Annotated in this window: 21 protein-coding genes and 2 pseudogenes; 3 read left to right on the plus strand and 20 right to left on the minus strand. The window is 61.7% G+C overall.

The features are described from left to right. Window positions 1-14 precede the first annotated feature (14 nt). From B0G69_RS26990 to urtA, 12 genes and pseudogenes are all read right to left on the minus strand, one after another. A complete protein-coding gene (locus B0G69_RS26990; RefSeq protein WP_121322645.1) occupies window positions 15-653 on the minus strand; it encodes a TetR/AcrR family transcriptional regulator in 639 nt (212 codons plus the stop codon). A gap of 1,166 nt (window positions 654-1,819) precedes the next feature. Further along, window positions 1,820-2,806, minus strand: coding sequence for an aldo/keto reductase (locus tag B0G69_RS26995; protein ID WP_121322647.1), 987 nt, complete (start codon window positions 2,804-2,806; stop codon window positions 1,820-1,822). A gap of 334 nt (window positions 2,807-3,140) precedes the next feature. Continuing rightward, window positions 3,141-4,049 carry a haloalkane dehalogenase gene (locus tag B0G69_RS27000; RefSeq protein ID WP_121322649.1) on the minus strand — a complete coding sequence of 303 codons (909 nt, stop codon included), beginning with the start codon at window positions 4,047-4,049 and terminating at the stop codon, window positions 3,141-3,143. Beyond that, window positions 4,046-4,636: a TetR/AcrR family transcriptional regulator gene (locus B0G69_RS27005; protein ID WP_121323911.1), complete on the minus strand. Its 591-nt coding sequence runs from the start codon at window positions 4,634-4,636 to the stop codon at window positions 4,046-4,048. Before B0G69_RS27005 ends, B0G69_RS27000 begins: the two co-directional genes overlap by 4 nt. Window positions 4,637-5,110: 474 nt before the next feature. Then, window positions 5,111-5,332, minus strand: a pseudogene (locus tag B0G69_RS27010) (IS110 family transposase); the annotation flags it as partial. 100 nt (window positions 5,333-5,432) lie between these two features. Next, on the minus strand, window positions 5,433-5,768 hold the full coding sequence (locus tag B0G69_RS27015; RefSeq protein WP_121322651.1) for a zinc ribbon domain-containing protein: 336 nt from the start codon (window positions 5,766-5,768) through the stop codon (window positions 5,433-5,435). A gap of 25 nt (window positions 5,769-5,793) precedes the next feature. Beyond that, the gene (gene fmdA / locus B0G69_RS27020; RefSeq protein ID WP_121322653.1) at window positions 5,794-7,032 is read right to left on the minus strand and encodes a formamidase; all 1,239 of its coding nucleotides are present in this window, start codon (window positions 7,030-7,032) and stop codon (window positions 5,794-5,796) included. 47 nt (window positions 7,033-7,079) lie between these two features. Continuing rightward, window positions 7,080-7,769 carry an urea ABC transporter ATP-binding subunit UrtE gene (gene urtE, locus B0G69_RS27025; RefSeq protein ID WP_121322655.1) on the minus strand — a complete coding sequence of 230 codons (690 nt, stop codon included), beginning with the start codon at window positions 7,767-7,769 and terminating at the stop codon, window positions 7,080-7,082. A gap of 20 nt (window positions 7,770-7,789) precedes the next feature. Next, complete coding sequence (gene urtD / locus B0G69_RS27030) at window positions 7,790-8,533, minus strand: urea ABC transporter ATP-binding protein UrtD (RefSeq protein ID WP_121322657.1); 744 nt, start codon at window positions 8,531-8,533, stop codon at window positions 7,790-7,792. A gap of 3 nt (window positions 8,534-8,536) precedes the next feature. Beyond that, window positions 8,537-9,703 carry an urea ABC transporter permease subunit UrtC gene (gene urtC / locus B0G69_RS27035; RefSeq protein WP_121322659.1) on the minus strand — a complete coding sequence of 389 codons (1,167 nt, stop codon included), beginning with the start codon at window positions 9,701-9,703 and terminating at the stop codon, window positions 8,537-8,539. Between the two features lie 53 nt (window positions 9,704-9,756). Next, a complete protein-coding gene (gene urtB, locus B0G69_RS27040) occupies window positions 9,757-10,674 on the minus strand; it encodes an urea ABC transporter permease subunit UrtB (protein WP_121323912.1) in 918 nt (305 codons plus the stop codon). 55 nt (window positions 10,675-10,729) lie between these two features. Beyond that, window positions 10,730-12,004 (minus strand): urea ABC transporter substrate-binding protein, encoded by a 1,275-nt coding sequence (gene urtA / locus B0G69_RS27045; RefSeq protein ID WP_121322661.1) that lies wholly within the window; start codon window positions 12,002-12,004, stop codon window positions 10,730-10,732. A 181-nt stretch (window positions 12,005-12,185) separates the two neighbouring features. Between urtA and B0G69_RS27050 the strand changes: the two genes are divergently transcribed. Further along, window positions 12,186-15,614 (plus strand): ATP-binding protein, encoded by a 3,429-nt coding sequence (locus tag B0G69_RS27050; RefSeq protein WP_121322663.1) that lies wholly within the window; start codon window positions 12,186-12,188, stop codon window positions 15,612-15,614. Then, entirely contained in the window at window positions 15,577-16,584 is a 1,008-nt protein-coding gene (locus B0G69_RS27055) for a response regulator transcription factor (RefSeq protein ID WP_121322665.1), read from the plus strand. Before B0G69_RS27050 ends, B0G69_RS27055 begins: the two co-directional genes overlap by 38 nt. Before the next feature lie 346 nt (window positions 16,585-16,930). On the opposite strand, the gene B0G69_RS27060 is transcribed toward B0G69_RS27055, so the two are convergent. The 5 genes and pseudogenes from B0G69_RS27060 to B0G69_RS27080 form a co-directional block, all read right to left on the minus strand. Next, window positions 16,931-17,623: a VIT family protein gene (locus B0G69_RS27060; RefSeq protein WP_121322667.1), complete on the minus strand. Its 693-nt coding sequence runs from the start codon at window positions 17,621-17,623 to the stop codon at window positions 16,931-16,933. A gap of 9 nt (window positions 17,624-17,632) precedes the next feature. After that, a complete protein-coding gene (locus tag B0G69_RS27065) occupies window positions 17,633-18,208 on the minus strand; it encodes a cytochrome b (protein ID WP_121322669.1) in 576 nt (191 codons plus the stop codon). Between the two features lie 247 nt (window positions 18,209-18,455). Beyond that, a pseudogene (locus B0G69_RS27070) lies at window positions 18,456-18,785 on the minus strand (IS110 family transposase); the annotation flags it as partial. A 142-nt stretch (window positions 18,786-18,927) separates the two neighbouring features. Further along, the gene (locus tag B0G69_RS27075) at window positions 18,928-19,251 is read right to left on the minus strand and encodes a hypothetical protein (RefSeq protein ID WP_121322672.1); all 324 of its coding nucleotides are present in this window, start codon (window positions 19,249-19,251) and stop codon (window positions 18,928-18,930) included. 131 nt (window positions 19,252-19,382) lie between these two features. Then, complete coding sequence (locus B0G69_RS27080; protein ID WP_241991557.1) at window positions 19,383-19,739, minus strand: DUF4148 domain-containing protein; 357 nt, start codon at window positions 19,737-19,739, stop codon at window positions 19,383-19,385. Window positions 19,740-19,832: 93 nt separating this feature from the next. Here B0G69_RS27080 and B0G69_RS40740 point away from each other — a divergent pair, with 93 nt between their 5' ends. Further along, window positions 19,833-20,108 (plus strand): hypothetical protein, encoded by a 276-nt coding sequence (locus tag B0G69_RS40740; RefSeq protein ID WP_147440777.1) that lies wholly within the window; start codon window positions 19,833-19,835, stop codon window positions 20,106-20,108. A gap of 93 nt (window positions 20,109-20,201) precedes the next feature. On the opposite strand, the gene B0G69_RS27085 is transcribed toward B0G69_RS40740, so the two are convergent. From B0G69_RS27085 to B0G69_RS27095, 3 genes are read right to left on the minus strand one after another with little or no spacing between them, the layout of a single operon-like run. Next, on the minus strand, window positions 20,202-23,315 hold the full coding sequence (locus B0G69_RS27085) for an efflux RND transporter permease subunit (RefSeq protein ID WP_121322676.1): 3,114 nt from the start codon (window positions 23,313-23,315) through the stop codon (window positions 20,202-20,204). Further along, on the minus strand, window positions 23,312-24,523 hold the full coding sequence (locus tag B0G69_RS27090) for an efflux RND transporter periplasmic adaptor subunit (RefSeq protein ID WP_121322678.1): 1,212 nt from the start codon (window positions 24,521-24,523) through the stop codon (window positions 23,312-23,314). The genes B0G69_RS27085 and B0G69_RS27090 overlap by 4 nt, the downstream gene beginning before the upstream one ends. Then, window positions 24,520-25,998: an efflux transporter outer membrane subunit gene (locus B0G69_RS27095; RefSeq protein WP_121322680.1), complete on the minus strand. Its 1,479-nt coding sequence runs from the start codon at window positions 25,996-25,998 to the stop codon at window positions 24,520-24,522. Before B0G69_RS27095 ends, B0G69_RS27090 begins: the two co-directional genes overlap by 4 nt. Window positions 25,999-26,091: the final 93 nt, after the last annotated feature.

A 26,091-nucleotide genomic window follows, 5' to 3' on the forward strand; every position in this document is an offset into this window, starting at 1 on the left:
AATTAAGCAAAAATTTAGACGAGCGCGCGCATCGCGACGTCCACTATTCCAATGAGCGCATCTTCCTTGTGCGCGACTCGCCCTAACACGCGCAGACCTTGCATCACGCAAAGCAGAAAATCGCCGACGGCTTTTTCATCGAGCGTCGAATTGAATGCGCCGCTCGCCTGGCCGCGAATCACGGACGCCGCCAGTAGCGTCGCCATGCGGCGCTGGATCGCCGCGACGCGGGTGCGCAGTTGCTCGTCGCCCGGCTGCATTTCCAGGGTGGTGTTGGTGATGAAGCAGCTGCGCTCGCCCGTCAGCGCGCACGCGACCCGCGCGTAGTGCAGCAACGCGTTGCGCAGCGCCTCTGCCGCCGGCACCGGCGCGTTCAGCCGCTCGGCAAGCCGTGCGACCGACCCTTCCGCGTAGTGATCCAGCGCGGCGAGCATGATGCCGTGCTTGTCGCCGAACACGCCGTACAGACTGCCGCGCAACAGGCCCGTGGCTTTACAGAGGTCGTCGATCGACGTCGCGTGGTAGCCGTGGTTCCAGAATACCTGGCTCGCGCTCTTCAGCACGGTGTCCGTGTCGAACTCGCGCGGCCGGCCGCGCGCACACACGTCACCGCCTTTTTTTGCGGATTGCTTGAGATGGCCCGATTGCTTCATGGGCTCGATATTATGACTAACTGTTCAACAATTCAAGGCCGGGTTTTCGTAAGAAACAGCAAGCGGCTGTTGCTGCGCAATAGACCCAGAAAAATGAGTAATAGACTCGGAAACGCCGTTGGATGGCCGTGTAATAGATCTTGAAAAATGAAAGCTGTTTTTAATGTTTCAGATCTCAGCCGCTTTCGCGTAGGGCCGACCATGGAAATTCACCATTGCAATAATTCCAGAAATCTTTGGCCCTCCCACAAGCCGCGACCGAGGCTCGATCAGCGCCGCCTTCTTTGCTCCGCAATTTCCTCGCTACTGTCGCACATCACAACTAACTCGCGATGCACCAGCGTGTGCGGACGGCAACAACTCTACGTTAGATGAAACGCAGTGATATCGCCATCACACTTTGCACACGTTAGGTCTTGGAATCGGGGCGCCTCTTGTCCCATCACATTCGATCGTCGCGTATCCAAACACCATGACGAAAACACACACTCGAGGCCGCAAGCAGCTCCAACTTCGATCTCCGGAATCGAACAATCAAAATGGGTGCGTGCCAATGCACAAGAGACCTTGCAAGCGTGAGGCTTTAAACTTTCATGGCGTTGAAAACATTCGGACTCTTTGCCGCCTTCAGCGCGTAGAGCGCGGCACGGAGCGTACTCACTACGACCGGCGGCCTGCTCGCGTGTGCCTGTAGCGTGGGCGGCTAGGGGGCAAATCCCGCCGTTGAACTGGCAAACCGATTGACTCGATATCGGCCATTGCGGACCGTGGCCGACACAGGAATGTGCGCCCGTTCCATGTCGCGTTGCCGACATTCGGGGGTGCGTGTCGGCGAATGTCGGCTTTCGTTACGGCCGAATGAGTCTTCTCGACCCTGAACCGACGTTCGACATGGCGAGCCATCTACGGCTCTTCCCGAGGCAGAGCAGACGTTCACGCTGTACGAGTCAAGCACGCTGGCCAAGGCTGCTATTTGCGTTGTCGCTCGTCAGGAGCGGCTGGATGACCTGACGATCATCCAGCGCCAATGCATCAGAATGTGGAACTGCCGAAGGTACTACAACGCGCTCAATAAAAACAAACCAAACCTCTACGACTGACGTCGGCCGCCTGATCGCCACCCTCGAGGCTTGCCTCGCGGAGCTCGCCTGATCGTCCGTGCTGCGCTACCGATCGAGATTCGATAGCATCGCCGGCAGGTAGCGCGCACCCGCCGTCTTGTGCTGCGAGAGGAAAGCGCGAATGCTTTCCAGATCGGCTGCCGTGAGCGTCACTGAAGCCGCCCCCAGGTTTTCCTCGAGGTATTTGCGCCGCTTGGTGCCCGGGATCGGCACCAGATCGTTGCCTTGATGAAGCAGCCATGCGAGGGCAATCTGGCCCGGCGTCACGGATTTGTCCTTCGCCAGCGCCTTGACGAAGTCGGCGAGCTTGATGTTCGCGTCGAAATTGCTGCCCTGAATGCGCGGATCGTTGGCAGCACGCCAGTCATCGGCGGGCAACTCTTCCGCCCGCTTCGCCGTGCCGGTCAGAAACCCGCGGCCAAGCGGACTATATGGCACAAAACCAATGCCGAGTTCACGAAGCGCCGGCAAGACCTTGTCTTCGACACCGCGCTCGAACAGCGAATATTCACTCTGCAGGGCGGAAACCGGTTGCACCGCGTGCGCACGCCGGATGGTATCGACGCTCGCTTCGGACAAGCCAAAAAAGCGCACCTTGCCGGCCGCGATCGCATCCTTCACCGTGCCCGCAACATCTTCGATCGGCACATCGGGATCTACCCGATGCTGATACAGTAAATCGATGTGATCAGTCTGCAAGCGCTTTAGCGAAGCATCAATCACTCCCTTGATGTGCTCGGGGCGGCTATTGAGGCCGCGAACACCATTTTCAAAGGCAAAACCGAACTTGGTCGCGATCGTGACCTCGTGCCGGCGCCCCTTCAACGCACGGCCGAGCAGTTCTTCGTTGGTGAACGGGCCATAGATTTCCGCAGTATCGAGAAACGTGCAACCCAGTTCGATCGCCCGATGGATCGTTGCGACCGATTCCTCGTCGTCCGGCGTGCCGTATGCAAAGGACATGCCCATGCAGCCCAGCGCGATCTCCGACACCGCAAGTCCTTCACGTCCAAGCTTCCGAGTCTTAAGCATGCTGCTCCTCCATCGAAAAGTGCTCCGTTTATGATGGCATATGCAGGAAGGGGGTGTTAGTCAGATCCTCTTGATTCATTGCCTGATTGTTCCGGACAGGCGCGCAATGAGAGTCCTAACTTCTTCTCGACCAAGACAGACCTTAAACCCAGCCGGTGTTTGGCCTACCGACTCCGGCAGCGCACTCAAGCCGTGTGTTAACCGCGCGCGATTACATGCCGGCGTGCCTGCCTTGATCTCGGAGTAATCGCTGCCCGTCCATCCAGCCGTTTCGGCGTAAGCAGGCATCGTACTCAGCACGCTTTTCATTCCGGCCCGTGCATCAGAGGAATTCCTATAATGTCAGCCTTTGCTTTGGGCTGGAGCTTACTCCCAGTCCGACTAGCCACTCATTGATAGTGGCGCCGATGACCTCAGGATGATCCTCCTGCAAGTAGTGAATTCCAGCGCCAAGCTTAACTACTCTGCAGTTCTTAAGTTTATTCGAAAAACTCTCGGCGACGGTCGGCGAGACCAGAGCGCCTGGATTTGCAGTGAAAAGCAGCTTCGGATAAGACGACTGTGCTAGAGCACGATGTGCGTTCTCCAAGGTTAAGTGCACATCCGCCGGTTCTCCGGCGATCGGCAGTTCATTCGGGAAACGCCAAGTTGGTCGACGCGACTCGGGAGTTGGAAATGGTGCTCTGTAAACCGACATTTCCTCATCCGTCAGTTTTCGTACGGTTGCAGCGGGAAGAACCTCCTCTACGAATGCATTTCCTTCAAGAATCATCTTTTCACCAACGTGAGGTGTCCTGAACTTCTGAAAGGTTTCGCGTGCATTCGCGTGAAAATCCTCCCAGGTAGGCATTGGCCAGGTGAACTCCATAAAAGCAAGCCCACGGATAAACTCCGGCCGTCGGGCAGCCAGGTGAAATGCCAGTGCGGTTCCCCAGTCCTGCGCTATAACAAATGTTGACGAAATTCCAGCGTTATCGAGGAACGCATCCAGGTATCGAACATGATCCGCAAACCGATACGCAATGTCCGGTTTTCCCGATTGACCAAACCCGATGAGATCCGGCGCGATGCAGTGCGCCACGGGTGAGACCAAGGGAATGATGTTCCGCCATGTGTACGACGACGTTGGGTTTCCGTGCAGAAAAAGCGCGACCGGTGCTTCGGGATTTCCCGCTTCCCGATAGGCCATGGTGGAACCCAGCACATTCACTCGCGGCAATACAACGTCAGAAAGGACGGTCATTTCTGCTCCTTGAATATGGTTTGGAAAACGATGTTCTTGAAGCGATCGAGGGCGGCAGGGCCGCGTTCCACCTTCATGCGAAGAATTGCGCCTTCCCAGGAAGCCAGGAGAAATTCGGCAAGATCCGCCGGATCGAACGTTGAATCGATTTCACCGGCGGCTTGAGCCTCGGCGATGCACGAGGCAAATGGAGCGCGCCATTCTTGGAATATCGCCTCGAGCCTTTCGCGCAAGAGCTCGCTTTGAGAGGCGGTCTCAAGACTGAAATCGCCGATCAGGCAACCGCGATTCCATTTGTCGTCTGCCAGTACGCGGCTGACGATGTCCAGATACCGCTTCAGTCGCTGCCGGGGAGTAAGTGACTTGTCGTTCAAAGCCTCTTTGACTAACCCCTTGGTGTGAGCAAAATAGCGGTCCAGCACTTCCTCCGCAAAAGCCTCCTTGGAGCGGAAGTGATTGGTGAAAGACCCGTGCGGAGCACCTGCCGCTGCGCAGATATCGCGCACACTCGCCCCCTCGTATCCCGACCGAAGCATCACCTGGAGGCCGGCAGCGAGAATGTCTTCACGAAATGATGGTTTGCTCATTATAGGAATACAGTCGTACGTATTTGCGTACAATACAGTCGTGCGCATTCATGTGTCAAGCTCTAATTCAAGCCCGGTTCACGACAAACATTCTGTTATGCGAAGTAATCCTTCTCCTTGCCCGGTCTCTACCGCCAGCCTGCGCGGTCACTTACCATGACCAGACGCAAGCTGGCAGTAGAGACCGCTGCGTAAAGGACAGTACCGACGCTCATCACGCAAACCTTGTTGCAGCCTGGCATGTCAATGTCATTCAGGTCAGGGTATCTGTTGACCGGTCAGTGCCGGGTCGACCTTCTATCCGTGCCGACCTGACAGGCCGGTCACCTTATGCCGCATGCGCGAAGCGCTGGAGCTACCCTGTTACCGACGCACCCCATCTAGGGAAACGGCCACCCGCAGTGGGTAGCCCGAGCGTGTTTCGGGCGCGTTGACCTTTACATCCTGTTGCTGCATCCGATGTCATTCAATCATTCATGCCCTCACGGTGTTGACGTCGCGCGGCTTGAGTGTCGCGCCGACGGGGATCTCGCCGTACTCGATATAACGCCACAGGGCGATCGCCAGACGGCGTGCGAGCGCGACGATACCAATGCGCCGCATCCGCTTGCCGGTACCGGCAAAGCGCTCGTTGAACCAGTGCCTGAGCTGGCTGCCGGGCTGCAGGCGCAGCCAGCTCCAGGCGAGCTCGACCATCATCAGGCGCATCCATTTGCGTGCTCCTTCGGAGAAAACGAGTCTGCAAGTCCCGTTTTACTCCAGTCGGGCTTCCTCTCGCTGCCCTCCCACATAGCATCTAGTGGCTAATCATCCATGGTCGTCCTGCCGGTCGTTTGAGTCCGTCCGAAGCCGATCCCGCGAGCTTCGCGCTACCACCCGAGCAGCAACTGCATCCCGCCCGATGACGCAACGGCGCCCCGTCACCGGACTGGCGCGGCGCTTGCGCCGCTCGCTCGTTCGTTGCGTACGCGGAGCGCCGTGTGTGCGCCATCAAGGCTAGCGACGGCGCGCTGATCACCCGGCCACTCTCCCCTCCGCACTCGGGACAGCGGCAAGGCTTTTCGCGGTCCGCCATGCGCCGCATCACGGAAAAGGGACCGCAACTCACGCATTCGAAGTCGTAGATCGGCATGACAAGCTCTCCTGGTAGCGTTGGCTCAGACGTTCGCCAGATCCGGCGAGCATGGCAAATCCACACCGCCCTTGATGTGCTGGATGGGCCCATCGGCATTTGGGCGAATGTCGAAGTCGAAAATCTGTGTCGGCAGCCACAAGGTCGCGCACGCATTGGGAATATCGACCACGCCGCTGATATGCCCTTGCACCGGCGCACAACCGAGCAACGAATACGCCTGCGCGCCCGAATAGCCGAACTTCTTCAGATACTCGATCGCATTCAGGCACGCTTGCCGATACGCGACCGTCACGTCGAGATAATGTTGAGCGCCCTGCTCGTCGACCGAAATGCCTTCGAAAATGAGGTAGTCGTTGTAATTCGGCGTGATAGGACTCGGCTGGAATACCGGATTGCGAATTCCGTATTTCGCCATGCCACCCTTGATCAGATTCACGCGCATGTGTACCCAGCCCGCCATCTCGATCGCGCCGCAAAACGTGATCTCGCCGTCGCCCTGGCTGAAGTGCAGATCGCCGACGGAAAGTCCCGCGCCATCCACGTAGACGGGGAAGAACACCTTCGAGCCGCGCGACAGATCCTTGATGTCGCAATTACCGCCGTGCTCGCGCGGCGGCACGGTGCGCGCCCCTTGCGCCGCCGCCTTGTCACGCGCGTCGCCGGTGAGTTGCCCCATATGCGCGGTCGCTGCGAACGGCGGATTCGCCAGTGGCGGCACGCGCTCCGGCGCGGTCGCGATCAGTCCGGTTTCGCGTGCATTCCACGTTTCCAGCAGTTTCGGATCAGGCAGGCATCCGATCAGGCCGGGGTGAATCAGACCCGCGAAGTTCACGCCTGGAATGTGGCGCGAGTTCGTATAGACGCCGTGAAAATCCCAGATCGACTTCTGCGCATTGGGGAATTGGTCGGTGAGAAAGCCGCCGCCATTGGACTTCGAGAAAAAGCCGTTGAAGCCCCATTGGCTCTCGGACTTCGCACCGATGTCGAGCAGGTCCACCACCAGCAGGTCGCCGGGTTCCGCGCCATGCACGCCGACCGGGCCGGACAGAAAATGGACGATCGACAGATCGATATCGCGCACGTCGTCGGCGCTGTCGTCGTTCTTGATGAAGCCGCCGGTCCAGTCGTAGGTTTCGAGAACGAAGTCGTCGCCAGGCTTGACCCAGCAAGCCATCGGAATATCCGGGTGCCAGCGGTTGTGCACCTGCGTGTTTTCGTAGGCCGACTGGTCCAGATCTACCTTGATGAGAGTTTCGGGCATTGCGTTCGCTCCTTGGTTCGAGGTTCAGTAAATGCGGTGCGCCGCACTCATACCGAGAGGTATTCGCGAATGCGGTCGGTGTCGCCTGCATCGCGGGTGCTTTGATGTACGAAGCGGCCGCCTTCGATCACGAAGAGCCGGTCGGCGACGTCGAGCGCGAAGCTCAACACCTGCTCGGACACCACGATGGCGATGTTGTGGCTTCTGCGAATCTGGTTGAGCGCCTTCGCGATGTCCTTGATGACGGACGGCTGAATGCCTTCGGTGGGCTCGTCGAGCAGCAACACCTTCGGGTCGGTCGCGAGCGCGCGCGCAATCGCGAGCTGCTGTTGCTGGCCGCCCGAGAGGTTGCCGCCCTTGCGCCGTCGCATGTCGAACAGCACGGGAAAGAGCGCATAGAGGTCGTCGGGTACGAGCGGGCTGCGCGCGTTTTCGAGGCCCGTCTGGATGTTCTCCTCGACGCTCAGCGACGCGAAGATCTGCCGGCCTTGCGGCACGTAGCCGATGCCTTTCGCTACGCGCCGGTAGCTTTCGTCTTTGGACACGTCGGCGCCGCCCACCCGCACGGTGCCGCGATTGGCGGGCAGCATGCCGATGAGCGCCTTGAAAAGCGTCGTCTTGCCCATGCCATTGCGGCCCATCACCGCGACGCTTTCGCCGCTCGCCACGGAAAAGCCGATGCCGTGTAGCACTTCGCTCTGGCCGTAGCTGACCACGAGATCGTCGACTTCCAGCATGATGTGTTCTCCGTGTAGATTCAGTGGCCGAGATAGACGTCGATCACGCGAGGATCGGATTGCACCTGCGCCATCGGCCCTTCCGCGAGGATCTTGCCTTGATGCATGACCGTGACCTTGTGCGCGATCCGCTCGACGAAGGCCATGTCGTGCTCGATCACGATCATCGAGCGATTGCGGCAAATGCGATCGAGCAGTTCCGCGGTGACTTCGCGTTCGCGCGCGCTCATGCCTGCAATCGGCTCATCCAGCATCAGGAGCTCGGGGTCCTGCATCAACAACATGCCGATTTCCAGCCACTGCTTCTGGCCGTGCGACAGCAGCCCGGCTTCGAGATCGAGCGAAGCGGCAAGACCGATCTCATCGGCTACCGCACGCACCCGGTCGGCCACTTCGGCATCCTCCCGATAGGCGAGCGCGCCGAACACGCTGCGTCCGCGCGGAAACGACACTTCGAGGTTTTGCGCGACGCTCAGGTTTTCGTAGATCGACGGCGTCTGAAACTTGCGGCCGATGCCTTTGCGCACGCGCCGGTACTCGGCGATATTCGTGATTTCCTCGTTGCGGAACTTGATGCTGCCGGCGGTTTCCCTGGTCTTGCCGCAAATCAGATCGAGCAGCGTCGTCTTGCCCGCACCGTTCGGGCCGATCACGACGCGCAATTCGCCACGCTCGAGATAGAGGTTCAACGAATCGATCGCCTTGAAACCGTCGAACGACACGCTCAGATCTTCGATCGCAAGCAGAAAGTCAGTGTTGCTCATGCGTCATCCCTCCTTGTTCGCTGCGCCGAGCCACCGCCGGATACGCGGCCGGGCATGCTCTTCGTAGAGGCCCGCGAGCCCATTTGGAAACGCCATCACCACGCCGATGAACATCGCCGCCATCAGATAGAGCCAGAGATTAGGCAGGCTCTCCGAGAACCAGCTTTTGCCGAGGTTGACGAGAATCGCGCCATACACCGCGCCCACCAGCGACATGCGCCCGCCGACTGCGGCATAGATCACCATCTCGATCGACGGTACGATGCCGACGAACGACGGTGACATGAAACCCACCTGCAACGTGAACATCGCGCCACCGACAGCCGCGAGCAGCGCCGCGAGGCAGAACGCGAACACCTTGAACATCGCGACGTCGTAACCGGAGAAGCGCACACGGTCCTCCTTGTCGCGCATCGCGAGCAACAGCGTGCCGAGCTTGCTGCGCTGGACCCAGCGACAGGCCAGCAGCGCGCCGATCAGCAGCACTGCATTGACGAAGTAAAGAACCAGCTTCGCGTGGTCGGTGCGGATGTCCCAGCCGAGCAGCGTGCGCAGATCGGTGATCCCGTTCACGCCACCCGTATAACCTTGCTGGCCGATGATCAGCACCGAAAGAATCAATGCGACCGCCTGCGTGATGATCGCGAAGTACACGCCCCCCACCCGCCGCTTGAACATCGCATAACCGACGACGAACGCGAGAGCTGTAGGCACGACCAGCACGGCGAGGATCGAGAACGGTAGAGAATGAAACGGTCTCCACCACGTAGGCAGCGCGGTGAGCTGATTCCAGTCCATGAAATCGGGAATGCCGGGCGTGGTCTGCGTGTGGGTGGCGGCCGGGTCGGACGCCTCAAGCTTGAGGAACATCGCCATCGCGTAACCGCCGAGGCCGAAGAACACGCCTTGTCCGAGGCTGAGCACGCCGCCGTAGCCCCACGCGATCACGAGGCCCATCGCCACGAAAGCGTAGGTGAGGTACTTGCCCATCAGGTTCAGGCGAAACGTATCCAGCACCAGCGGAAACACGACGACGATCAGCACCGCGAGTATCGCGATGCCCACGTAACCCGACGCGTCGAGCCGCATCGCGAGCGCGCGCCAGCCTCCCGGCGCGCCGGGACCGGATCGCGGGGAAATGTTCCCCGCTACGGATTGGATGGGTTCCATGTCCATCTCCATACGAATTAATCAGTGAATGAGCCGTGCACGGCGCCCCGCGCTCACACGCGCCGCACCTTCGACGCGAAGAGTCCCTGCGGACGCAGCATCAGGATCACGACGACCGTCAGCAGCGTAAGAACGCGTGCAATTGAACCCGATAGGAAAAACTCGCTGATCGACTGCATCTGCGCGATGCCGAACGCCGAGGCCACTGTGCCGAGCAGGCTCGCCGCGCCGCCAAAGGTGACGACAAGAAACGAATCGACGATATAGAGAGAACCGCTGGTGGGTCCGGTCGAGCCAATCGCTGTGAACGCCGCGCCCGCCACCCCCGCAATACCGCAGCCGATCGCGAAGGTCATCCGGTCAGTGCGCCGCGTGTTGATGCCGGCAGCGTTGGCCATGGGCCGGTTGGCAACCGTGGCACGCACGCGCAGGCCCCAGCGCGAGCGGTAGAGCGCGAGCAGTAACCCGCCCGTCATGACCAGCGCGAGTCCCATCACGAACATGCCGCTGACTGGAATATCCAGGCCCGGCGCTGGCTCCCACGAGCCCATCAGCCAGTCGGGCAGCGCAGGACTCACTTCCTGCGGCCCGAACGTCGAGCGGAACACCTGCTGCATGCCGAGGCTCAGACCCCAGGTAGCGAGCAGCGTGTCGAGCGGACGGCGGTATAGATGGCGGATCAATGCCCATTCGGCGAGCCAGCCCGCCGCGAACGCAAGGCCGAACGCCGCGATGATCGCGAAGAAGAAGTACACCGGCGTGAACGCATGCCAGACGTTCTGCGAGAACCACGAAAACATGTAGACGGTATAAGCGCCGATCGTCATGAACTCACCGTGCGCCATGTTGATCGCGCCCATCTGGCCGAAGATCACGGCGAGCCCAAGCCCCATCAGGAGCAGAACGCTGAACAGGCTCAGACCGGCGAAGCCCTGCATCAGCGTGATGTTGAAAATGTCGGTAGCGGACATCGAGCGCTCCTCGCGCGGCGGCATGTTACGTCGCCGCGCAGCTGCGGTTGACGAATTACATGTAGCCCTTCGGGAACGGATTCGGCTGGATCGGCTGGTCGGACTGCGCGACGACCTTGAATTGGCCGTCTGCCTGGCCCTGCCCGATCAGCGAGCGGCTCCACAGGTGGTGATTCGCATCGACCTTCGCATAGCCCTGCGGCGCATTGGCCACGTCGATGCCCGCCGACGACGCCACCACCTTGTTCACGTCGAAGCTGCCCGCTCGCTCGCAGGCGGCCTTCCAGATCCATGGGCCGAGATACGCGGCCTGGGTCACGTCGCCGATCACGGACTTCTGGCCGTAGCGCGCCTTGAACGCAGCGACGAACTTCTTGTTGTTCTCGTTATCGAGTGACTCGAAGTATTTCATCGACGAATAGAAGCCCGCGAAGTTGTCGCCGCCGATGCCGAGCACTTCGTCCTCGGTTACCGACAGCGTCAGCAGGAACTGCTTCTGCGGAGTGATACCGGCCGCCTTGAGTTGCTTGTAGAACGCGACGTTCGAGCCGCCCACCACGCTCGCGAAAATGCAGTCCGGCCGGGCGAGCTTGATCTTGTTCATCAGCGACGCAAACTCGGTCGTGCCGAGCGGGTAATACTCCTCGCCGACGACCTTCGCGTGCAGATGCTGCTCGATATGACGACGCGCGATCTTGTTCGACGTACGCGGCCAGATATAGTCGGAACCGATCAGGAAAAACGTCTTGGCCTTCTTCGTGTTCGAAGCCCAGTCGAGCGCCCAGAGAATCTGCTGGGTCGCTTCCTGGCCCGTGTAGAACACGTTCTTCGATTGTTCGAGGCCTTCGTAGAAGGTCGGGTAATAGAGCAGCCCGTTGTCTTTCTCGAACACCGGCAGCACTGCCTTGCGCGAGGCAGAGGTCCAGCAGCCGAACACGGCCGCGACGTGGTCGTTCTCGAGCAGCTTCTTCGACTTCTCCGCGAAAGTCGGCCAGTCGGAGGCGCCGTCTTCCTGAATGATCTGGATCTTGCGCCCGAGCACGCCGCCCATTGCGTTGATCTGCTCGATCGCAAGGCGTTCGGCCTGGATCGAACCGGTTTCGGAGATCGCCATCGTGCCGGTCGCCGAATGCAACTGGCCGACTGTCACCGTGGTATCTGTCACCGCCAGTCCGGTGGTGTTCACCTTCGCGGTGGGCGGCGTTTGCGCAAATGAAGTACGCGGCAGCCCCAGCGCCATCAACGGCGCAGCGGCGAGGCCGCCGATCAGTTTCCGGCGCAACGGCGACGGCGTGCGGGCATCATCATCGATTCGATCGTCTGCGGACATCACATTCTCCTTATCGGTCGCCCTGCGCTTCTTGCGAGAGCTGGTTCGAGGTTGGACGCAATGTAGAAAGCCAAATTGGCAACCGGAATACGTCGATTGACGTATTCCCCGCAGTCGTACTGGAATGTAATTTGCATCAGACATCGATCCGATCGTTTCCGCACCAATCCAGATCATCCCCATGCCCCAGAGTCACCCGTCAGTGGGCACGCCCAGTACCCAACGCATCGTCAAGGTGCGGCGCGACTACAATGCATGGGTCGGAGACGAAACGCTCGAGGATTACGCGTTGCGCTTCACGCCGCGTTCGTTTCGACGCTGGTCGGAACTGCGCGTCGCCAACACGGCAATCGGCGCCGTGTCTTTTTTGGTGCTCGAAGCAATCGGCGGCAGCCTCGTCGTCAACTATGGCTTTACGAACGCGGTCTGGGCGATTGCGGTCGTATCGGTGCTCATCTGGCTGACCAGTCTGCCGATCAGCTATTACGCCGCGCGCCATGGCGTCGACATGGATCTGCTTACGCGCGGCGCGGGCTTCGGCTATATTGGCTCGACGCTCACCTCACTGCTCTATGCCATCTTCACGTTTATTTTCTTCGCGCTCGAAGCGGCCATCATGTCGCTCGCGTTGCAACTCTACTTTCATATCTCGCTGGCGATCGCCTATGTGCTGAGTTCGCTCATCGTGATTCCGATCGTGATGTTCGGCATCACGCTGATCAATCGGCTGCAAAGCTGGACTCAGCCGCTGTGGCTGATACTGTTCGCGCTGCCCTATGCGGCTGTGCTGTGGCACCATCCGGGCCTGGTGCACGAGTGGACGACCTTTGCCGGCTTCGCTCCGCAAGGCCGCGCGTTCAGCGTGATAGCGTTCGGGCAGGCCTCGACCATGGTGTTTGCATTGATCGTGCAGGTCGGCGAGCAGGTGGATTACTTGCGCTTCCTGCCGCCGCTGACTGCGAAGAACCACGCGCGCTGGTGGCTCGCGCTGCTGTCGGCGGGACCAGGCTGGATCGTGCCCGGCGCGCTCAAGATGCTCGGGGGCGCATTCCTCGCCTTCGTCGCGATCCAGTACGAAGTCAGTCCGGCGGAGGCCACGCAGCCCACCCAAATGTACCTCGTCGCCTATCACCTACTGCTCGATCCGTTTGGGCTCGCGAGCTGGGCGCTGCCCGCGATGACGCTGTTCGTGATCGTTTCGCAATTGAAGATCAACGTGACGAATGCGTACGCGGGCTCGCTCGCGTGGTCGAATTTTTTTGCGCGTCTGACGCACAGCCATCCGGGGCGGGTGGTGTGGCTCGTGTTCAATGTGATGATCGCACTGCTGCTCGTGGAAATGGGGGTATTCGAGGCGATCGCCAAGGTGCTGTCGCTCTACGCAAACATCGCGATCGCGTGGATCGGCGCACTGTTCGCCGATCTCGTCATCAACAAGCCGCTTGGGCTTAGCCCGCGTCATATCGAATTCAAACGCGCGCATCTGTACGACGTGAATCCCGTCGGCGTAGGCGCGATGCTGATCGCCGCCGCAGCAGCGATGCTCGCGCAGAGCGGCATGTTCGGCTTGCTGGCACAAGCCATGTCGTCGTTCATCGCGTTCGGCGTGGCGGTCGCCTGTGCGCCCGTGCTCGCGATCGTCACGCGCGGACGTTACTACATCGCGCGCGCCGCGCAGCCCACGGGCGACGCCACTTCGCTTCGCTGCGCGATCTGTGAGAACACCTTCGAACCCGAAGACACGGCCTTCTGCCCCGCCTACGGCGGCACGATCTGCTCGCTGTGCTGTTCGCTCGACTCGCGCTGCCACGATCGCTGCAAGCCGCATGCGCGCTTCGCCTCGCAAGCCGATCGCGCTCTCCATCGCGTGTTTCCGCGCGTGCGGCTCGGCCCGGCTGCGCTGCGGCTCATGCACTATGCAAGCCTCGTGTGCGCAATGTTCGCGGTGCTCGCGAGCGTGCTCTATCTGATCTGGTCACAGAGCGTGACCTCGCTCGCCGCCGACGGATCGTCGATCGACAGCGCGATTGGGCACAGCTTTCTGAAGATCTTCTTCTCGCTTTCGCTCGTCGGTTGCATAGCGGCGTGGTGGTTCGTGCTGGAGCGCGAAAGCCGTCGCGTCACGCAGGAAGAATCGCAACGGCAAAACGAATTGCTGATGCAGGAAATCGACGCTCACCAGAAAACAGACGCCGCGCTTAAACGCGCGACGGCTGCCGCCGAATCGGCGAATCAGGCGAAAAGCCGCTACGTGTCCGGTTTGAGCCACGAGTTGCGCACACCGCTGAACAGCATTCTCGGCTACGCACAGTTGCTTTTGCAGGCGAAAGAGGAGTTTTCGCCGACGCGCTACAGCGCCGTGCGAACGATTCAGCGCAGCGGCGAACATCTGCTTGCGCTCGTCGATGGGCTGCTCGACGTCGCGCGTATCGAGGCGGGCAAGCTGGAACTGAACATCGCACGCGTGTCACTGGCGGATTTCGTCGCGCACGTCACCTCAATGCTGCGCCCGCAGGCGCTCGAGAAAGCGCTCGCTTTCGACGTGCAGACCGTAGGCCGCCTGCCCGCCACCGTGCGTACCGACCAGAAATGCATGGGTCAGATTCTGACCAATCTGATCGGCAACGCGATTCGCTTCACGTCCACGGGTACTGTGACGCTGCGCGTGAGCCACGTGCTCGACACGTTGAAGTTCGAAGTAGTCGACACCGGCCCCGGAATTCCTCCGGCCGAGATGGAGCGCCTGTTCCTGCCGTTCGAGCGAGGCGAAGCGGCGCATGCGCACGATCATGGCGCGGGACTGGGACTCACGATCTGCCGGCTTCTCACACAGGCGCTCGGTGGCAGTCTCGAAGTGGACAGCGAGGTCGGGCGCGGCACTCGCTTCATCGTGCGACTGTTCGCGCCAGCAGTGAACGGCGCAGCCGACGCGCGCACTGAACTCGCGGCGATCCGCGGCTATACCGGGCCGAAGCGCGCAATTCTCGTCGTCGACGATCTGGCGGATCAGCGCGGCATCGTCGGGCAACTGCTGACGCCGCTCGGCTTCGACGTCGCCGAGGCGGAGAGCGGCCCCGACGCGTTGCGCTGGCTGGCGACGCACAGCGTCGACGCTGTCATCATGGACATCTCAATGCCGCTGATGGACGGTTACGAGGCCAGCCGGCTGATCCGCGAAAACCAGTTGTCGAACGCCCCGATCGTGCTGCTTTCGGCTAACGCATTTGCCGATGATCGGGAGCGCGCGAGCGCGACCGGATGCGCCGGATATCTCGTGAAGCCGCTCCAGATCAACCTGTTGCTCGACAAGCTCGCGCAGTTACTCGTCCTCGACTGGATCGCATCCGAGCCGTCCACGTCCGCGCACACCGCGCCGCTCGTCACGCGCGCTTCACTGGATGTCGCGTGGCCGAAAGCGGTGCTCGAACGCCTGCGCGCACACCTCGAAGTCGGCTACCTGCAAGGCGTGGTCGAACAACTCGACTCCGCTCGCGCGGCATGGCCCGCGCTTCAGGAGCAGATCGACCGGTTGCGCGTTCTGGCGGAACGCTTTCAGCTAAGGGAGCTTGAGCATGAACTCGACCGACTGTCCCGCGCCGCGGACGTTTGACGCGCGCGCGGTGAACTCCACCGATGCGTCGCCCGAGTGGCTGCGCGACCGCCCCGTCGTGTTGATTGTCGACGACACGCCGGACAACCTCGCATTTCTCTCCGATACGCTTCAGGCACATGGTTACGCGGTGCTGGTCGCGCTCTCGGGCGAAGATGCGCTCAAGCGCCTCGCACGCGTGACGCCCGACGTCGTGTTGCTCGACGCGCTGATGCCTGGCATGGATGGCTTCGAGACCTGCAGCTGCCTGAAGCAGGACGTTCGCCACGAACATCTGCCCGTGATCTTCATGACTGCATTGACGGAAAGCGAGCATGTGGTGCGCGCATTTCGCGTCGGCGGCATCGACTATGTGACGAAACCCGTGCGGCCCGAGGAGGTTTGTGCGCGCATTGGCGCCCACGTGCAGCGCTCGCGCGCGCAACTCTATGCGCACGCTGCACTGTCGCTCGATGCGCGTGCGGCGCTGATCGTCAATGCCGATGGCGCGATCCGCTGGCAGAGTCCGCAAGCGGCACGGCAAATTTCTGCCTACCGGGCCAGCCACGCCGACGACCTCGTGCAAGCGGTTGCGCACCCCATGTTGCCGCCGCTGTTACGCGACTGGTTTGCGGACTGGCTCGGGCGCGGGAGTCCGACCGGCGCCGTCCTCGAATTCACCGCAGGACACGTGCGGCGTTCTGCGAGCGCAACCTCCGCTCCCGATCCTGGAGAGTGGATCCTCATCCTCAAGGAGACCGATGACACTGTGCACAGCAGCGCACTCGCGGCGCGCTTCAATTTGACGGCGCGTGAGGCCGAAGTGCTGCTCTGGGTCTCTCGCGGCAAGACGAATCGCGATATCGGCGACATTCTCGGCATGGCGCCGCGCACGGTGAACAAGCACCTCGAGCATCTGTTCCGTAAGCTGCACGTCGAGACGCGCGCGGCTGGCGCTGCGCTTGCGATCAAGGCGCTGGACAGGGCCTGAAAAAAGCTGAACGGTCGCGGAAGCTATGACGGAAACTACCCTGCCTTGTTGTTTTACCCGAGCAGCGTGATGCATGACGCAAAAATGCGTATTTCAGACCTGGCTGCACAGCGATTTCGCGGCAGCTGGACGGCATATCACGCGAAGCTGGACAGTAGCCGCATGAGATAGCGACGCGGGTCAACCGTAGCACTCTCGACGCTTTGTCGGGAGCCACATAGGATACCCAAATTGCCCACGCGTAAAATTCGTGAAGTACTGCGCCTGCGTTTCGAAAGGGGCTTTAACCATCGGGAGATCGCCGCGCCGTCGGCGAGTGACTGTGTCGCGGAAAAAATGTCACGGCTCAAGTCGCGCCGAATATAGCACCGACCGCGGATGCCATACCCATCGACAGCGCGCTCCAGAAGGTAACCCGCAATACGCCAGGACCCACTTTCGCTCCCCCGACGCGCGCGGCGAGTCCACCAAGTATCGCCAGTGAAGCCAGCGCCGTCACCGCGATACTCACGGCCACGCCTTGCTGCGGGGCGAGCGCCGTGACGATGAGCGGCAAAGCGGCTCCCACCGAAAAACTGCTGGCCGACGCCAGTGCGGCCTGCAATGGATTTGCCGCGGTCGTTTCCGAGATACCCAATTCGTCGCGGGCATGTGCGCCGAGTGCGTCGTGAGCCATTAGAGCCTGCGCAACCTGTTTGGCAAGCGCCATGTCGAGACCACGTCGCACGTAAATCGCCGCCAACTCCCGATGCTCGCGCGCGTCATCCGCATCGAGCTCCGCTTGCTCTTCGGCGAGCGCCGCTGTTTCTGTGTCCGCCTGCGACGAGACCGATACGTATTCGCCCGTCGCCATCGACATCGCGCCGGCTACCAATCCCGCGAGGCCGGTCAGCACCAGATGGCGGTGCTCGGCGTGCGCGGACGCGACGCCGATTATCAAACTTGCCGTCGAAACGATGCCGTCGTTTGCGCCAAGCACCGCAGCGCGGAGCCAGCCAATCGCCTTGATGCGATGCGGTTCTTTGTGAGCCTTGGGCATCGGCAGACCTTAGCGGTCTCGAACCTGATCGCGCGGTGGCCCTGCGTGGGGCAGCATCCGCTGCAGCACGTGGTCTTTCAGAACAAAGTGGTGAAACAACGCTGCGACGACATGCAGGCCAATCAATGCGAAGAGCACCCATGCGAGGATGCCGTGTACGTCCCCCATCTCGTGACCGAAAGCCGAGCCCGGTTCGCTCAGTGCCGGATACGGCACGACGCCCAGCAAGCGGACCGTCCAGCCGCGCGAGGACGCGTTGATCCAGCCGAGCAGCGGGACGAGCACCAGGGCGACGTAGAGCAGAACATGCGTTATGCGCGAGACGACGCTGAGTGGCAGCGGCAGCTCGTCCGGCGTGGGCCAATGCGTCAATCGCCAGAACACCCGAAGTACCATCACGGCGACGAGCGTCGCGCCCACGCCAAGATGCCAGGCGATGAGATTAACGGGCTGCGTGTCCTTGTGGACATCCGGCATCGTCCAGCCGATCGCAAACTGCATAGCGACCAACAGGACGGTCAGCCAGTGCAGCGTGCGCGCGACTGCATCGTATGCCGGGCGCGTCATTGCGTAGGCCTTAGCCATTCCTGCTCCTCACGTTGTCGGGAATTGATGGATTGATGAGGCGCACTGCCTGCGAATTTAGCCCGAAAAAAGTACCGCAAAAATCCGATCGATGCTAGCGACCTTACCTTAAGGAAACCTGACGCTCGGCAGGAACGATCCGGATGCTCGACTTCGCTGCTGTTTGCGCATGGTCGCCAACGTAGCGTTTGCGAAACCGGGAGCCGGGAGGCTGAGGTTTTGCGCTCGCATCACGGAGGCGTTTGCGTTCTGTGATGTGCCTGCGCAACTTTTCCAAGCTTTTTTTAGCACCACGCCGAATTTACCCAAGGACAGGCCTCGCAACCGGTTGTAGGTCGCTGCTTCGCAGATCGCAGCAGCATCCGCCGCGTCGTTCTTGCCGCGCTTGCTGGACATGCTACAAGGCGCCACACGGTTGGGCTCCATGAGTTTGGCCGTATGGCCCTGCTGCTGGAACACGCGAGCCCAATGATGTGCGCCGGAGCACGTTTCCATGTCGATGAGGCGCGCCGGCAACTGCGCGATCAATGTCACCAGTTGATCGCGCGCCACGCGGTTTGATCAGCATTGCTTTGCCGTGGAATCGGCATTCATTTTGCCGCGGAATTCCAGTTCTTTTTTCCGTGGAATCTCTGTTTACTTTCGCGTGCAATCTTCAGTTATTCGTTCCGCGAGTTCTATACCCCCCCACCCAACTGCATCCCCAAGCCAAGCCGAGCCTATCGAGGCGGCGCGGCCCTGCCGGTCACATTTGGCGCGCGTGGGTCGGGGTTCATATACAGGCTCGTGCCGTTTGCCCGCATGTTGTTAAGCGCCGGCCCCGAGCCGATGCCTCTTGTGGTGGCAAGCGAGGTTCCCGCGCCCGGAATTGGGCTGGGGCCGGCCCCGGTGCCCAGACTCGTTCCCGGAGCGGCGCCCGCACCGCTCATGCTGCCCCCGGTGTCGCCTGGCTGCTGAGCGTAGGCAACGCCCGCCGAACCGAGCATCAGCGCCGCCACGAGCGCCAACATCGACACCCCAATACTGCCGGATACGGTCTTCATAGTCCACTCCATCACATTGTTGAATTACCGAGCGTGAGCCCGCGCAGCGAAGCGCTCAAGACGCATGACGTTGTGCGCGCTGCTTTGTTAAATCGAATTGCTTACCCCTGGTACATTGACGCTGACCCGCGTCAACCGGCCGGCTGATGCGCCGCTTGCGCGGGCGCTACACCGGCTGAGGTTTGCGGGGCGCTGGGGGAGAGGTGCGCTGCAGCGGGGACACAGTCCGCGCGATACTCGGCTTGCAACTTCTGTTGCGCCTGTTCCAGATCGTCAGGGTAGGTGTTGGCGTCGTCGGGTTTGTAACCGGCCGCTTCCAGCTCGTTCAACTCCCCCATCAATTGCTGGTGTGTCACTTCGCCTTTCAACTGTGCGAATGGGTAGTCGTCGCATTGCTGTTGTGTCAGTCCCGGCGAGGCCATCGCCGACGCGCTGCCGATCAGAAGAAGGGCGGTGGCAAAGGTTTTCGTTGTAAGCCTCATTTTCATTCCATCCACGAGAAGGTTCGAGTCGTCCCGCGAACAATGTAGCGGGATGGCATTAGCCTAGCCGAGGCGACCTACCAGAACGGCGTCGGGAAAATGAAACTGCTTTTAACCGTGCCCGCTTTTCACGGCGTGTTGCAATGGATTTGCGGTCAACCTTGGTTGATGCCTATTCCTGGCAAGCGAACCGAACGCTTTGGCCCATGCCATCTAAGGCTGTTCCAAAAGTACCCCGAAACGTTTTCTCAGCCGTTCATCCCGGAACTCGTTGGCTTTAATTGCCCGCTCGATCCAGGCACGATCGTTCGTCTGTCCGATAGCGTCACCCGTTCACCTATTCTTGATCGGAGGCTGTCCCAAGGTCAGCGGTAACGTCTGCAGCCCGATTTCAGCGCACGGCCGCCGCGCGGAATCAGCGGCGCCCATGGCTACAGGAAGAAGCGCCCCCAGGCACGCAGAAGCCAGTCAACCGACCGCCTCCCGCTCGACAACACTGCGTGTCGCGCGCCGATCAGCGTGCCAATGCGACAGACGGTCAAACCACAGGTGCACGACCGGCGTCGTGAACAAAGTCAGCATTTGCGAAACAATCAGTCCGCCGACAATCGCTATGCCGAGCGGCACGCGCAATTCGGCGCCCGCGCCATGTCCGAGCGCAAGCGGCAGCGCGCCGAACAGCGCGGCGAGCGTCGTCATCATGATCGGGCGGAAGCGCAGCACACAGGCCTGCCGGATCGCATCGCGCGGCGACAAACCTTGCTCGCGCTCGGCCACCAACGCGAAGTCGATCATCATGATCGCGTTCTTCTTGACGATGCCAATCAGCAAGATGATGCCGATCATTCCCATGATCGACAGATCCTGACCACACAGCATCAACGCAAGCAAAGCGCCCACGCCCGCCGAGGGCAGCGTCGAAATGATGGTGAGCGGGTGAATCGCGCTTTCGTACAGGATGCCGAGAATCAGATACACCACCACAAGCGCCGCGGCGATCAGATACGGCTCACTCGCGAGCGACGCCTGGAACGCCTGCGCAGTGCCCTGAAACGAGCCCGTCAAACTATCTGGCTTGCCCGCCGCGACTTCGGCCTGGCGAATCGCCGCCACCGCGTTGCCAAGCGACTGACCCGCCGCCAGATTGAACGAGATCGTCACGGCCGGGAACAAGCCCTGGTGATTCACCGAGATCGGCGACACGTTGTTTTCGATCCTGGCAAGCGTATCGAGCGGCACGAGTTCGTTCGTGAGCGGCGAGCGCACGTAGAGATGCGCTAGTGCATCCGTCGTCAATTGAAAGCGCGGATCGACTTCTTCGACGACGTGGTACTGATTCAACTGCGTGAACAGCGTCGCAATCTGCCGCTGGCCGAATGCGTCGTAAAGCGTGTCGTCGATGGCTTGCGCCGTGATGCCGAAACGCGAAGCGGTGCTGCGATCGATCACGAGTGTTGCGCTGGTAGCGGCGGCCTGCTGGTCGGACGTGACGTCGGCCAGTTGCGGCAGCTTCGACAGGCGATCGGTCAGTACGCCCGCCCAGTGATCCAACTCGTTGATGTCAGGATCCTGCAACGTGTACTGATACTGCGCGGCGCTGATACGGCCACCCACCTGAATATCCTGCCGGACCTGCATCGACAACGAGATGCCCATGACCTTCGCCAACTGCGGCTTTAAACGATTGAGCACCTGCACAGCACTGTCCTTGCGCTGAGCGAACGGTTTCAGGTTGATCATGACGCGCCCCTGGCTCACGGTCGGGTTAGCACCCATCCAGTAGTAAACGTTGTCGACGGCGGGGTCGGCCTCGATGATATGGCCCACCTGCTGCATCTTCTGCGACATCGAGCGGGGCGAAATGTCCGGCGCGGCTTGGGCAACGCCCATGATCAGACCGGAGTCCTCCTGCGGGAAAAATCCCTTGGGGATCGCGACGAACAACGCGCCGGTCGCGAGGATCGTCGCCACCGTGACAGCCAGCATCAGCTTCTGGCGGTCCAGCACCCAATCGAGGCCCTGCTCGTAGCGCCGCTCTACTGCGCTAAACACGGCCTCAAGCCAGGCTTCGAGCCTGCGCATCCGGCCGCCGCCACCCGGCTCGGGCAAACGGATCAGCCAGCCACAAAGCATCGGCGTAACGGTCAGCGATACCAGCGCCGACATCACTATCGCGGCGCTCACCGTCATTGCGAATTCGCGGAACAGCCGCCCGACGATGCCGCCCATCAACAGGATCGGGATGAACACGGCGATCAGCGAGATGGTCATCGAAATGATCGTGAAGCGCACTTCCATTGCGCCAAGCAAGGCGGCCTTCATTCTCGGCACGCCGTCTTCGATATGCCGCATGACGTTTTCGATCACGACGATCGCATCGTCCACCACGAAGCCTACCGCGATGGTCAAGCCCATCAGCGATAGATTGTCGAGGCTATAGCCGAGCAGATACATGACGCCGAACGTGGCGACCAGCGACAGCGGAATCGTCAGGCTCGGAATTACCGTCGCCCAGAGGTTGCGCAGAAACGAGAAGATGACCATCACGACAAGTGCGATCGTCAGCATCAGCGTGAACTGCACGTCGTGCACCGACGCATTGATGGTTTGCGTGCGATCGCCCACCACATGCAGATGCGCGGCCGCGGGCAGCATCGCTTCGAGCGCGGGCAGCTTCGCCTTGATGTTGGCGATCGTCTGCACGACGTTATAGCCGGGCTGCTTGTGAACATCGAGGATGATCGCGCGTTCGTGCTGAAGCCATGCGGCCTGCTGGTTGTCCTCGGCGGCGTTCAGCACGGTGCCGAGATCGGACACGCGAATCGGCGCGCCGTTCTTGTACGCGACCACCAGATCGCGATACTGCGAGGCGGTCGTGATCTGGTCGGTCGCGTTGAAGATCACCGAGCGATCCGGGCCGTTCAGGCTGCCCTTCGGTGCATTGACCGTCTGCACGCCGACGATCGAGCGCACATCTTCCAGCGTCAGGCCGCGCGCGGTGAGCTTGTCGGGGTCGAGCTGAATACGCACGGCGGGCCGCTGCTGGCCGTGGAAATCAACGAGACCGACGCCGGGCATCTGCGAGATCTGTTGCGCGAGATAGTCTTCGGCGTAGCTGTCGAGCTGCGTGAGCGTCAGCGAGGGCGACGTCAGCGCCAGTGACAGCAACGTGAAGTCGGCCGGGTTGACCTTCTGATAGGTCGGCGGGTTCGGCAGGTTCTTCGGCAACGTGCCGCCGGCTGCATTGATCGCTGTCTGCACATCCTGCGCCGCGCCATCGATGTCGCGCGAGAGATCGAATTGCACGGCAATGCTGGTGTTGCCAAGCGAGCTCGACGACGTCATCTGCGTCACGCCCGCAATCAGCGAAAGTTGCCGCTCCAGTGGCGTCGCCACCGAAGTCGCCATGGTTTCCGCGCTCGCGCCGGGCAATTTCGCAACGATCTGGATGGTCGGAAAATCGACCTGCGGCAGCGGCGCGACCGGCAGCAGAAAATACGCCACCGCGCCGACCAGCAGCACTGCGATCGCCAGAAAACTGGTCGCGATGCGCCGCTTGATGAACAATTCCATGAGGCTCATGACGGATTGTCCTCATTAGTCTGGCTGCCTGCCAGATTCGCGTTGGGCGGCGCTTCGGCACTGGCGGGAACCGTGGTCGCCGTCACATGCACGCCCGGGTTCAAGCGGCTTTGGCCATCGAACACGACGAGATCCGCGGGCGCGATGCCGCTGCGTATCTCCGTCATGCCATCGACGGTGACCCCGCTTTGCACCGGGCGCATCTGCGCCGTGCCGTTCGCGGCGATCACATAGAGCTGCGTGCCGTTCTGCGAGTTCACCACCGCGCGGCTCGGCACCGCGAGCCGCTGCGTATCGGTGCGCACCAGCACGCGCGCATTCACCAGCTCGCCGGGCCACAGCTTGCGGTCCTGGTTGGTGAACGAAGCCTTGAGCCTGATCTGGCCGGTCGTAGGATCGACCGTGCTGTCAATGAACACCAGCGTGCCGTCGGCGAGCGGCGTGCTGCCGGAACGCGTGGTCACGTTCACCGCCAGCGGCGCTTTCGCCTGATTCGCGAGCAGTTCGGGCAGCACGTCCTGCGGCACGGAGAACAGCACGGTGATCGGCTCCATCTGCGTGACGGTGACGATGCCGGTGGTGTCGGCCGGATGGACGATCGCGCCGATATCGGCCTCGCGCGCGCCGACGCGTCCGGTGAACGGCGCGCTCAACGTGGTGAAGCTCAATTGCAGCCGGTCGCTTTGCACCAGCGCGGCGTCCGCAGCGACGGTCGCGGAGAGCGCTTCGACTTGCGCCTTCGCGGTGTCCACCGCCTGAGTCGTCGCCGCGCCGATGCCGACCAGCTTCGAGTAGCGCGCGAGATCGAGGCGCGCGTTATTGAGCGATGCCTGGTCTTTGCGCTGCGCCGCTTCCGCCTGATGCAACTGGGCGGTGAGCGGTCCCTGATCGAGTTGTGCGAGCAACTGGCCGGCTTTCACGTCCTGTCCTTCGGTGAATGCGACGCGCTGCAATTGCCCGTCGACACGTACTTTGACGTCCACGGTATTGAGCGCGAGCACCGTGCCCACCGCGGCGACGCGAATCGGAAAGTCGCGGCTCACGGGATGGCCGGCGTTGACCGGCACGGCGGTCGCCGCCTTGACCGCCGGGTGCCGCGGCCAGAACCACACCGCCAACATCGCGACAAGGACGGCGAACGCCAGGATGAGCGGCGCGCGGCCGCGTCCGCAGGGCGCCTCGTGGTTCGGAAGGTCTGCAGATTTCATGAGCGGGATGACGTAGAGGTGGAGGCGGTGCTGCTATCACTATCGTCGGTCACGCCGAAGCCGCCGCCGAACGCGCGAAACAGGCTCACGGACGCTTGCAGGCGCGCGAGCCGCGCCTGCACCAGCGTGTCTTCGGACTGATACAGCGTGCGTTGCGCGTCGAGCACGGTCAGAAAGTCGACGGTGCCGAGCTTGTACTGGGTTTGCGCGAGCGCGGCGGCTTTGCGGGCGGCGTCGGCAGCGTCCTGGTCAGCGGCTTCCGCGAGCTGCTGCTGTTGCGCCGCCGTGAGCGAGTCCTCCACGTCCTGCAGCGCGGTTATGACGGCTTGCCGGTAATCCGCGACGCCCTTCGCTTCGGCCGCCTGGCTCGCGTGCAACTGGCCACGCAACGCGCCGCCGTCGAAGATTGGCGCCGCCAGCGAGGTGGCGAGACTGGCGAACGGGCTCGACAGGAAATGCGACAGCGACTTGCTGCTCAGCCCGCCGTCCGCGGTCAGTACGAGGTTTGGCAGAAAGGCCGCGCGCGCCGCGCCGACGCTCTGATTCGCCGACTGCAACTGCGCTTCCTTCGAACGGATGTCGGGGCGCGTTTCCAGCAGGCTCGCGGGCAGATTCGGGCGCGGCCGGGGAATCGGGATGTCGGCAAGCGTGGCGTCGCTGACGGTGAAGTGTTCAGGCGCGGTGCCCGCCAGCACCGCAAGCGCATGGATGTTGGTATCGAGCTGCTGTTGCAGCGCCGGCACGGCCGCCTGGAAGGTGGCGAGCGCGTTGCGCTGCTGCTGCACCTGCAATTCGGTCGCGACGCCCGCCTGCTGTTGCGCGAGCAGCAGTTGCAGAATGCGCGCGGCATCGTCGGAAATGGAACGCGCAATCGCGAGCCGGCGGCGCAGACTCTGCACCTGAAAATAGGTGTCGGTGACCGATGCGGTCAGCGTCAGCGCCACCGTATCGCGATCGAACCCGGAGGCGCGCGCGAGCAGGTCGGCGGCGCTGGCGTTGGCGGCGTTGAAGCCCCAGAAGTCCACCTCGTAACTGGCTTCGGCGAACAGGCTCTGGGTCTTCGTGGTCGAACCACGTCCCTGATGGCTGCGATAGAAGGTGGCGCCGAGCGATAGCGACGGATACTGCGGCGCACCGGCTCTCTCGGCGTTGCCGCGCGCCTGTTCGACGCTCGCAATCGCGGACGCCAGCGTGAAGTTGTTGCGCAGGCTGCGATCGACCAGCGCGTCGAGCGCGGGATCGTGATACTCGCGCCACCAGCCGCTTCTGACGGGCACGGTAGCGGCGAGCGACCCACCGGCCGCCCCATCGAACGATTGCGCCAGCGGCGCGCCCGGCCGTTGATAGGCAGGCACAAGCGAACACCCGGCCAGCAACGCGAGGCCGAGCGCACATAAGGCGGCGCGCAGACACCATACGCGCGCAGGTGGACTGACGGCGCGCGAAAGCGGCTCCCAACGGGACAGTCCTGACATTGGAGAACGCTCCGGCAACTAGAAGTGTCGCCAGATTAGCCAGCGGGTCCTGTCGGCGCTTTCGCCCATTAATTAAAAAAATTTAATGCGGCG

The organism is Paraburkholderia sp. RAU2J (assembly GCF_003634845.1).
GTDB lineage: Bacteria > Pseudomonadota > Gammaproteobacteria > Burkholderiales > Burkholderiaceae > Paraburkholderia > Paraburkholderia fynbosensis.

Coding starts and splice junctions, on each gene's coding strand:
- B0G69_RS26990 (WP_121322645.1), bottom strand. CDS start 653: ATGAAGCAATCGGGCCATCTCAAGCAATCCGCAAAAAAAGGCGGTGAC.
- B0G69_RS26995 (WP_121322647.1), bottom strand. CDS start 2,806: ATGCTTAAGACTCGGAAGCTTGGACGTGAAGGACTTGCGGTGTCGGAG.
- B0G69_RS27000 (WP_121322649.1), bottom strand. CDS start 4,049: ATGACCGTCCTTTCTGACGTTGTATTGCCGCGAGTGAATGTGCTGGGT.
- B0G69_RS27005 (WP_121323911.1), bottom strand. CDS start 4,636: ATGAGCAAACCATCATTTCGTGAAGACATTCTCGCTGCCGGCCTCCAG.
- B0G69_RS27015 (WP_121322651.1), bottom strand. CDS start 5,768: ATGCCGATCTACGACTTCGAATGCGTGAGTTGCGGTCCCTTTTCCGTG.
- fmdA (WP_121322653.1), bottom strand. CDS start 7,032: ATGCCCGAAACTCTCATCAAGGTAGATCTGGACCAGTCGGCCTACGAA.
- urtE (WP_121322655.1), bottom strand. CDS start 7,769: ATGCTGGAAGTCGACGATCTCGTGGTCAGCTACGGCCAGAGCGAAGTG.
- urtD (WP_121322657.1), bottom strand. CDS start 8,533: ATGAGCAACACTGACTTTCTGCTTGCGATCGAAGATCTGAGCGTGTCG.
- urtC (WP_121322659.1), bottom strand. CDS start 9,703: ATGGAACCCATCCAATCCGTAGCGGGGAACATTTCCCCGCGATCCGGT.
- urtB (WP_121323912.1), bottom strand. CDS start 10,674: ATGTCCGCTACCGACATTTTCAACATCACGCTGATGCAGGGCTTCGCC.
- urtA (WP_121322661.1), bottom strand. CDS start 12,004: ATGTCCGCAGACGATCGAATCGATGATGATGCCCGCACGCCGTCGCCG.
- B0G69_RS27050 (WP_121322663.1), top strand. CDS start 12,186: ATGCCCCAGAGTCACCCGTCAGTGGGCACGCCCAGTACCCAACGCATC.
- B0G69_RS27055 (WP_121322665.1), top strand. CDS start 15,577: ATGAACTCGACCGACTGTCCCGCGCCGCGGACGTTTGACGCGCGCGCG.
- B0G69_RS27060 (WP_121322667.1), bottom strand. CDS start 17,623: ATGCCCAAGGCTCACAAAGAACCGCATCGCATCAAGGCGATTGGCTGG.
- B0G69_RS27065 (WP_121322669.1), bottom strand. CDS start 18,208: ATGGCTAAGGCCTACGCAATGACGCGCCCGGCATACGATGCAGTCGCG.
- B0G69_RS27075 (WP_121322672.1), bottom strand. CDS start 19,251: ATGAAGACCGTATCCGGCAGTATTGGGGTGTCGATGTTGGCGCTCGTG.
- B0G69_RS27080 (WP_241991557.1), bottom strand. CDS start 19,739: ATGAAAATGAGGCTTACAACGAAAACCTTTGCCACCGCCCTTCTTCTG.
- B0G69_RS40740 (WP_147440777.1), top strand. CDS start 19,833: ATGAAACTGCTTTTAACCGTGCCCGCTTTTCACGGCGTGTTGCAATGG.
- B0G69_RS27085 (WP_121322676.1), bottom strand. CDS start 23,315: ATGAGCCTCATGGAATTGTTCATCAAGCGGCGCATCGCGACCAGTTTT.
- B0G69_RS27090 (WP_121322678.1), bottom strand. CDS start 24,523: ATGAAATCTGCAGACCTTCCGAACCACGAGGCGCCCTGCGGACGCGGC.
- B0G69_RS27095 (WP_121322680.1), bottom strand. CDS start 25,998: ATGTCAGGACTGTCCCGTTGGGAGCCGCTTTCGCGCGCCGTCAGTCCA.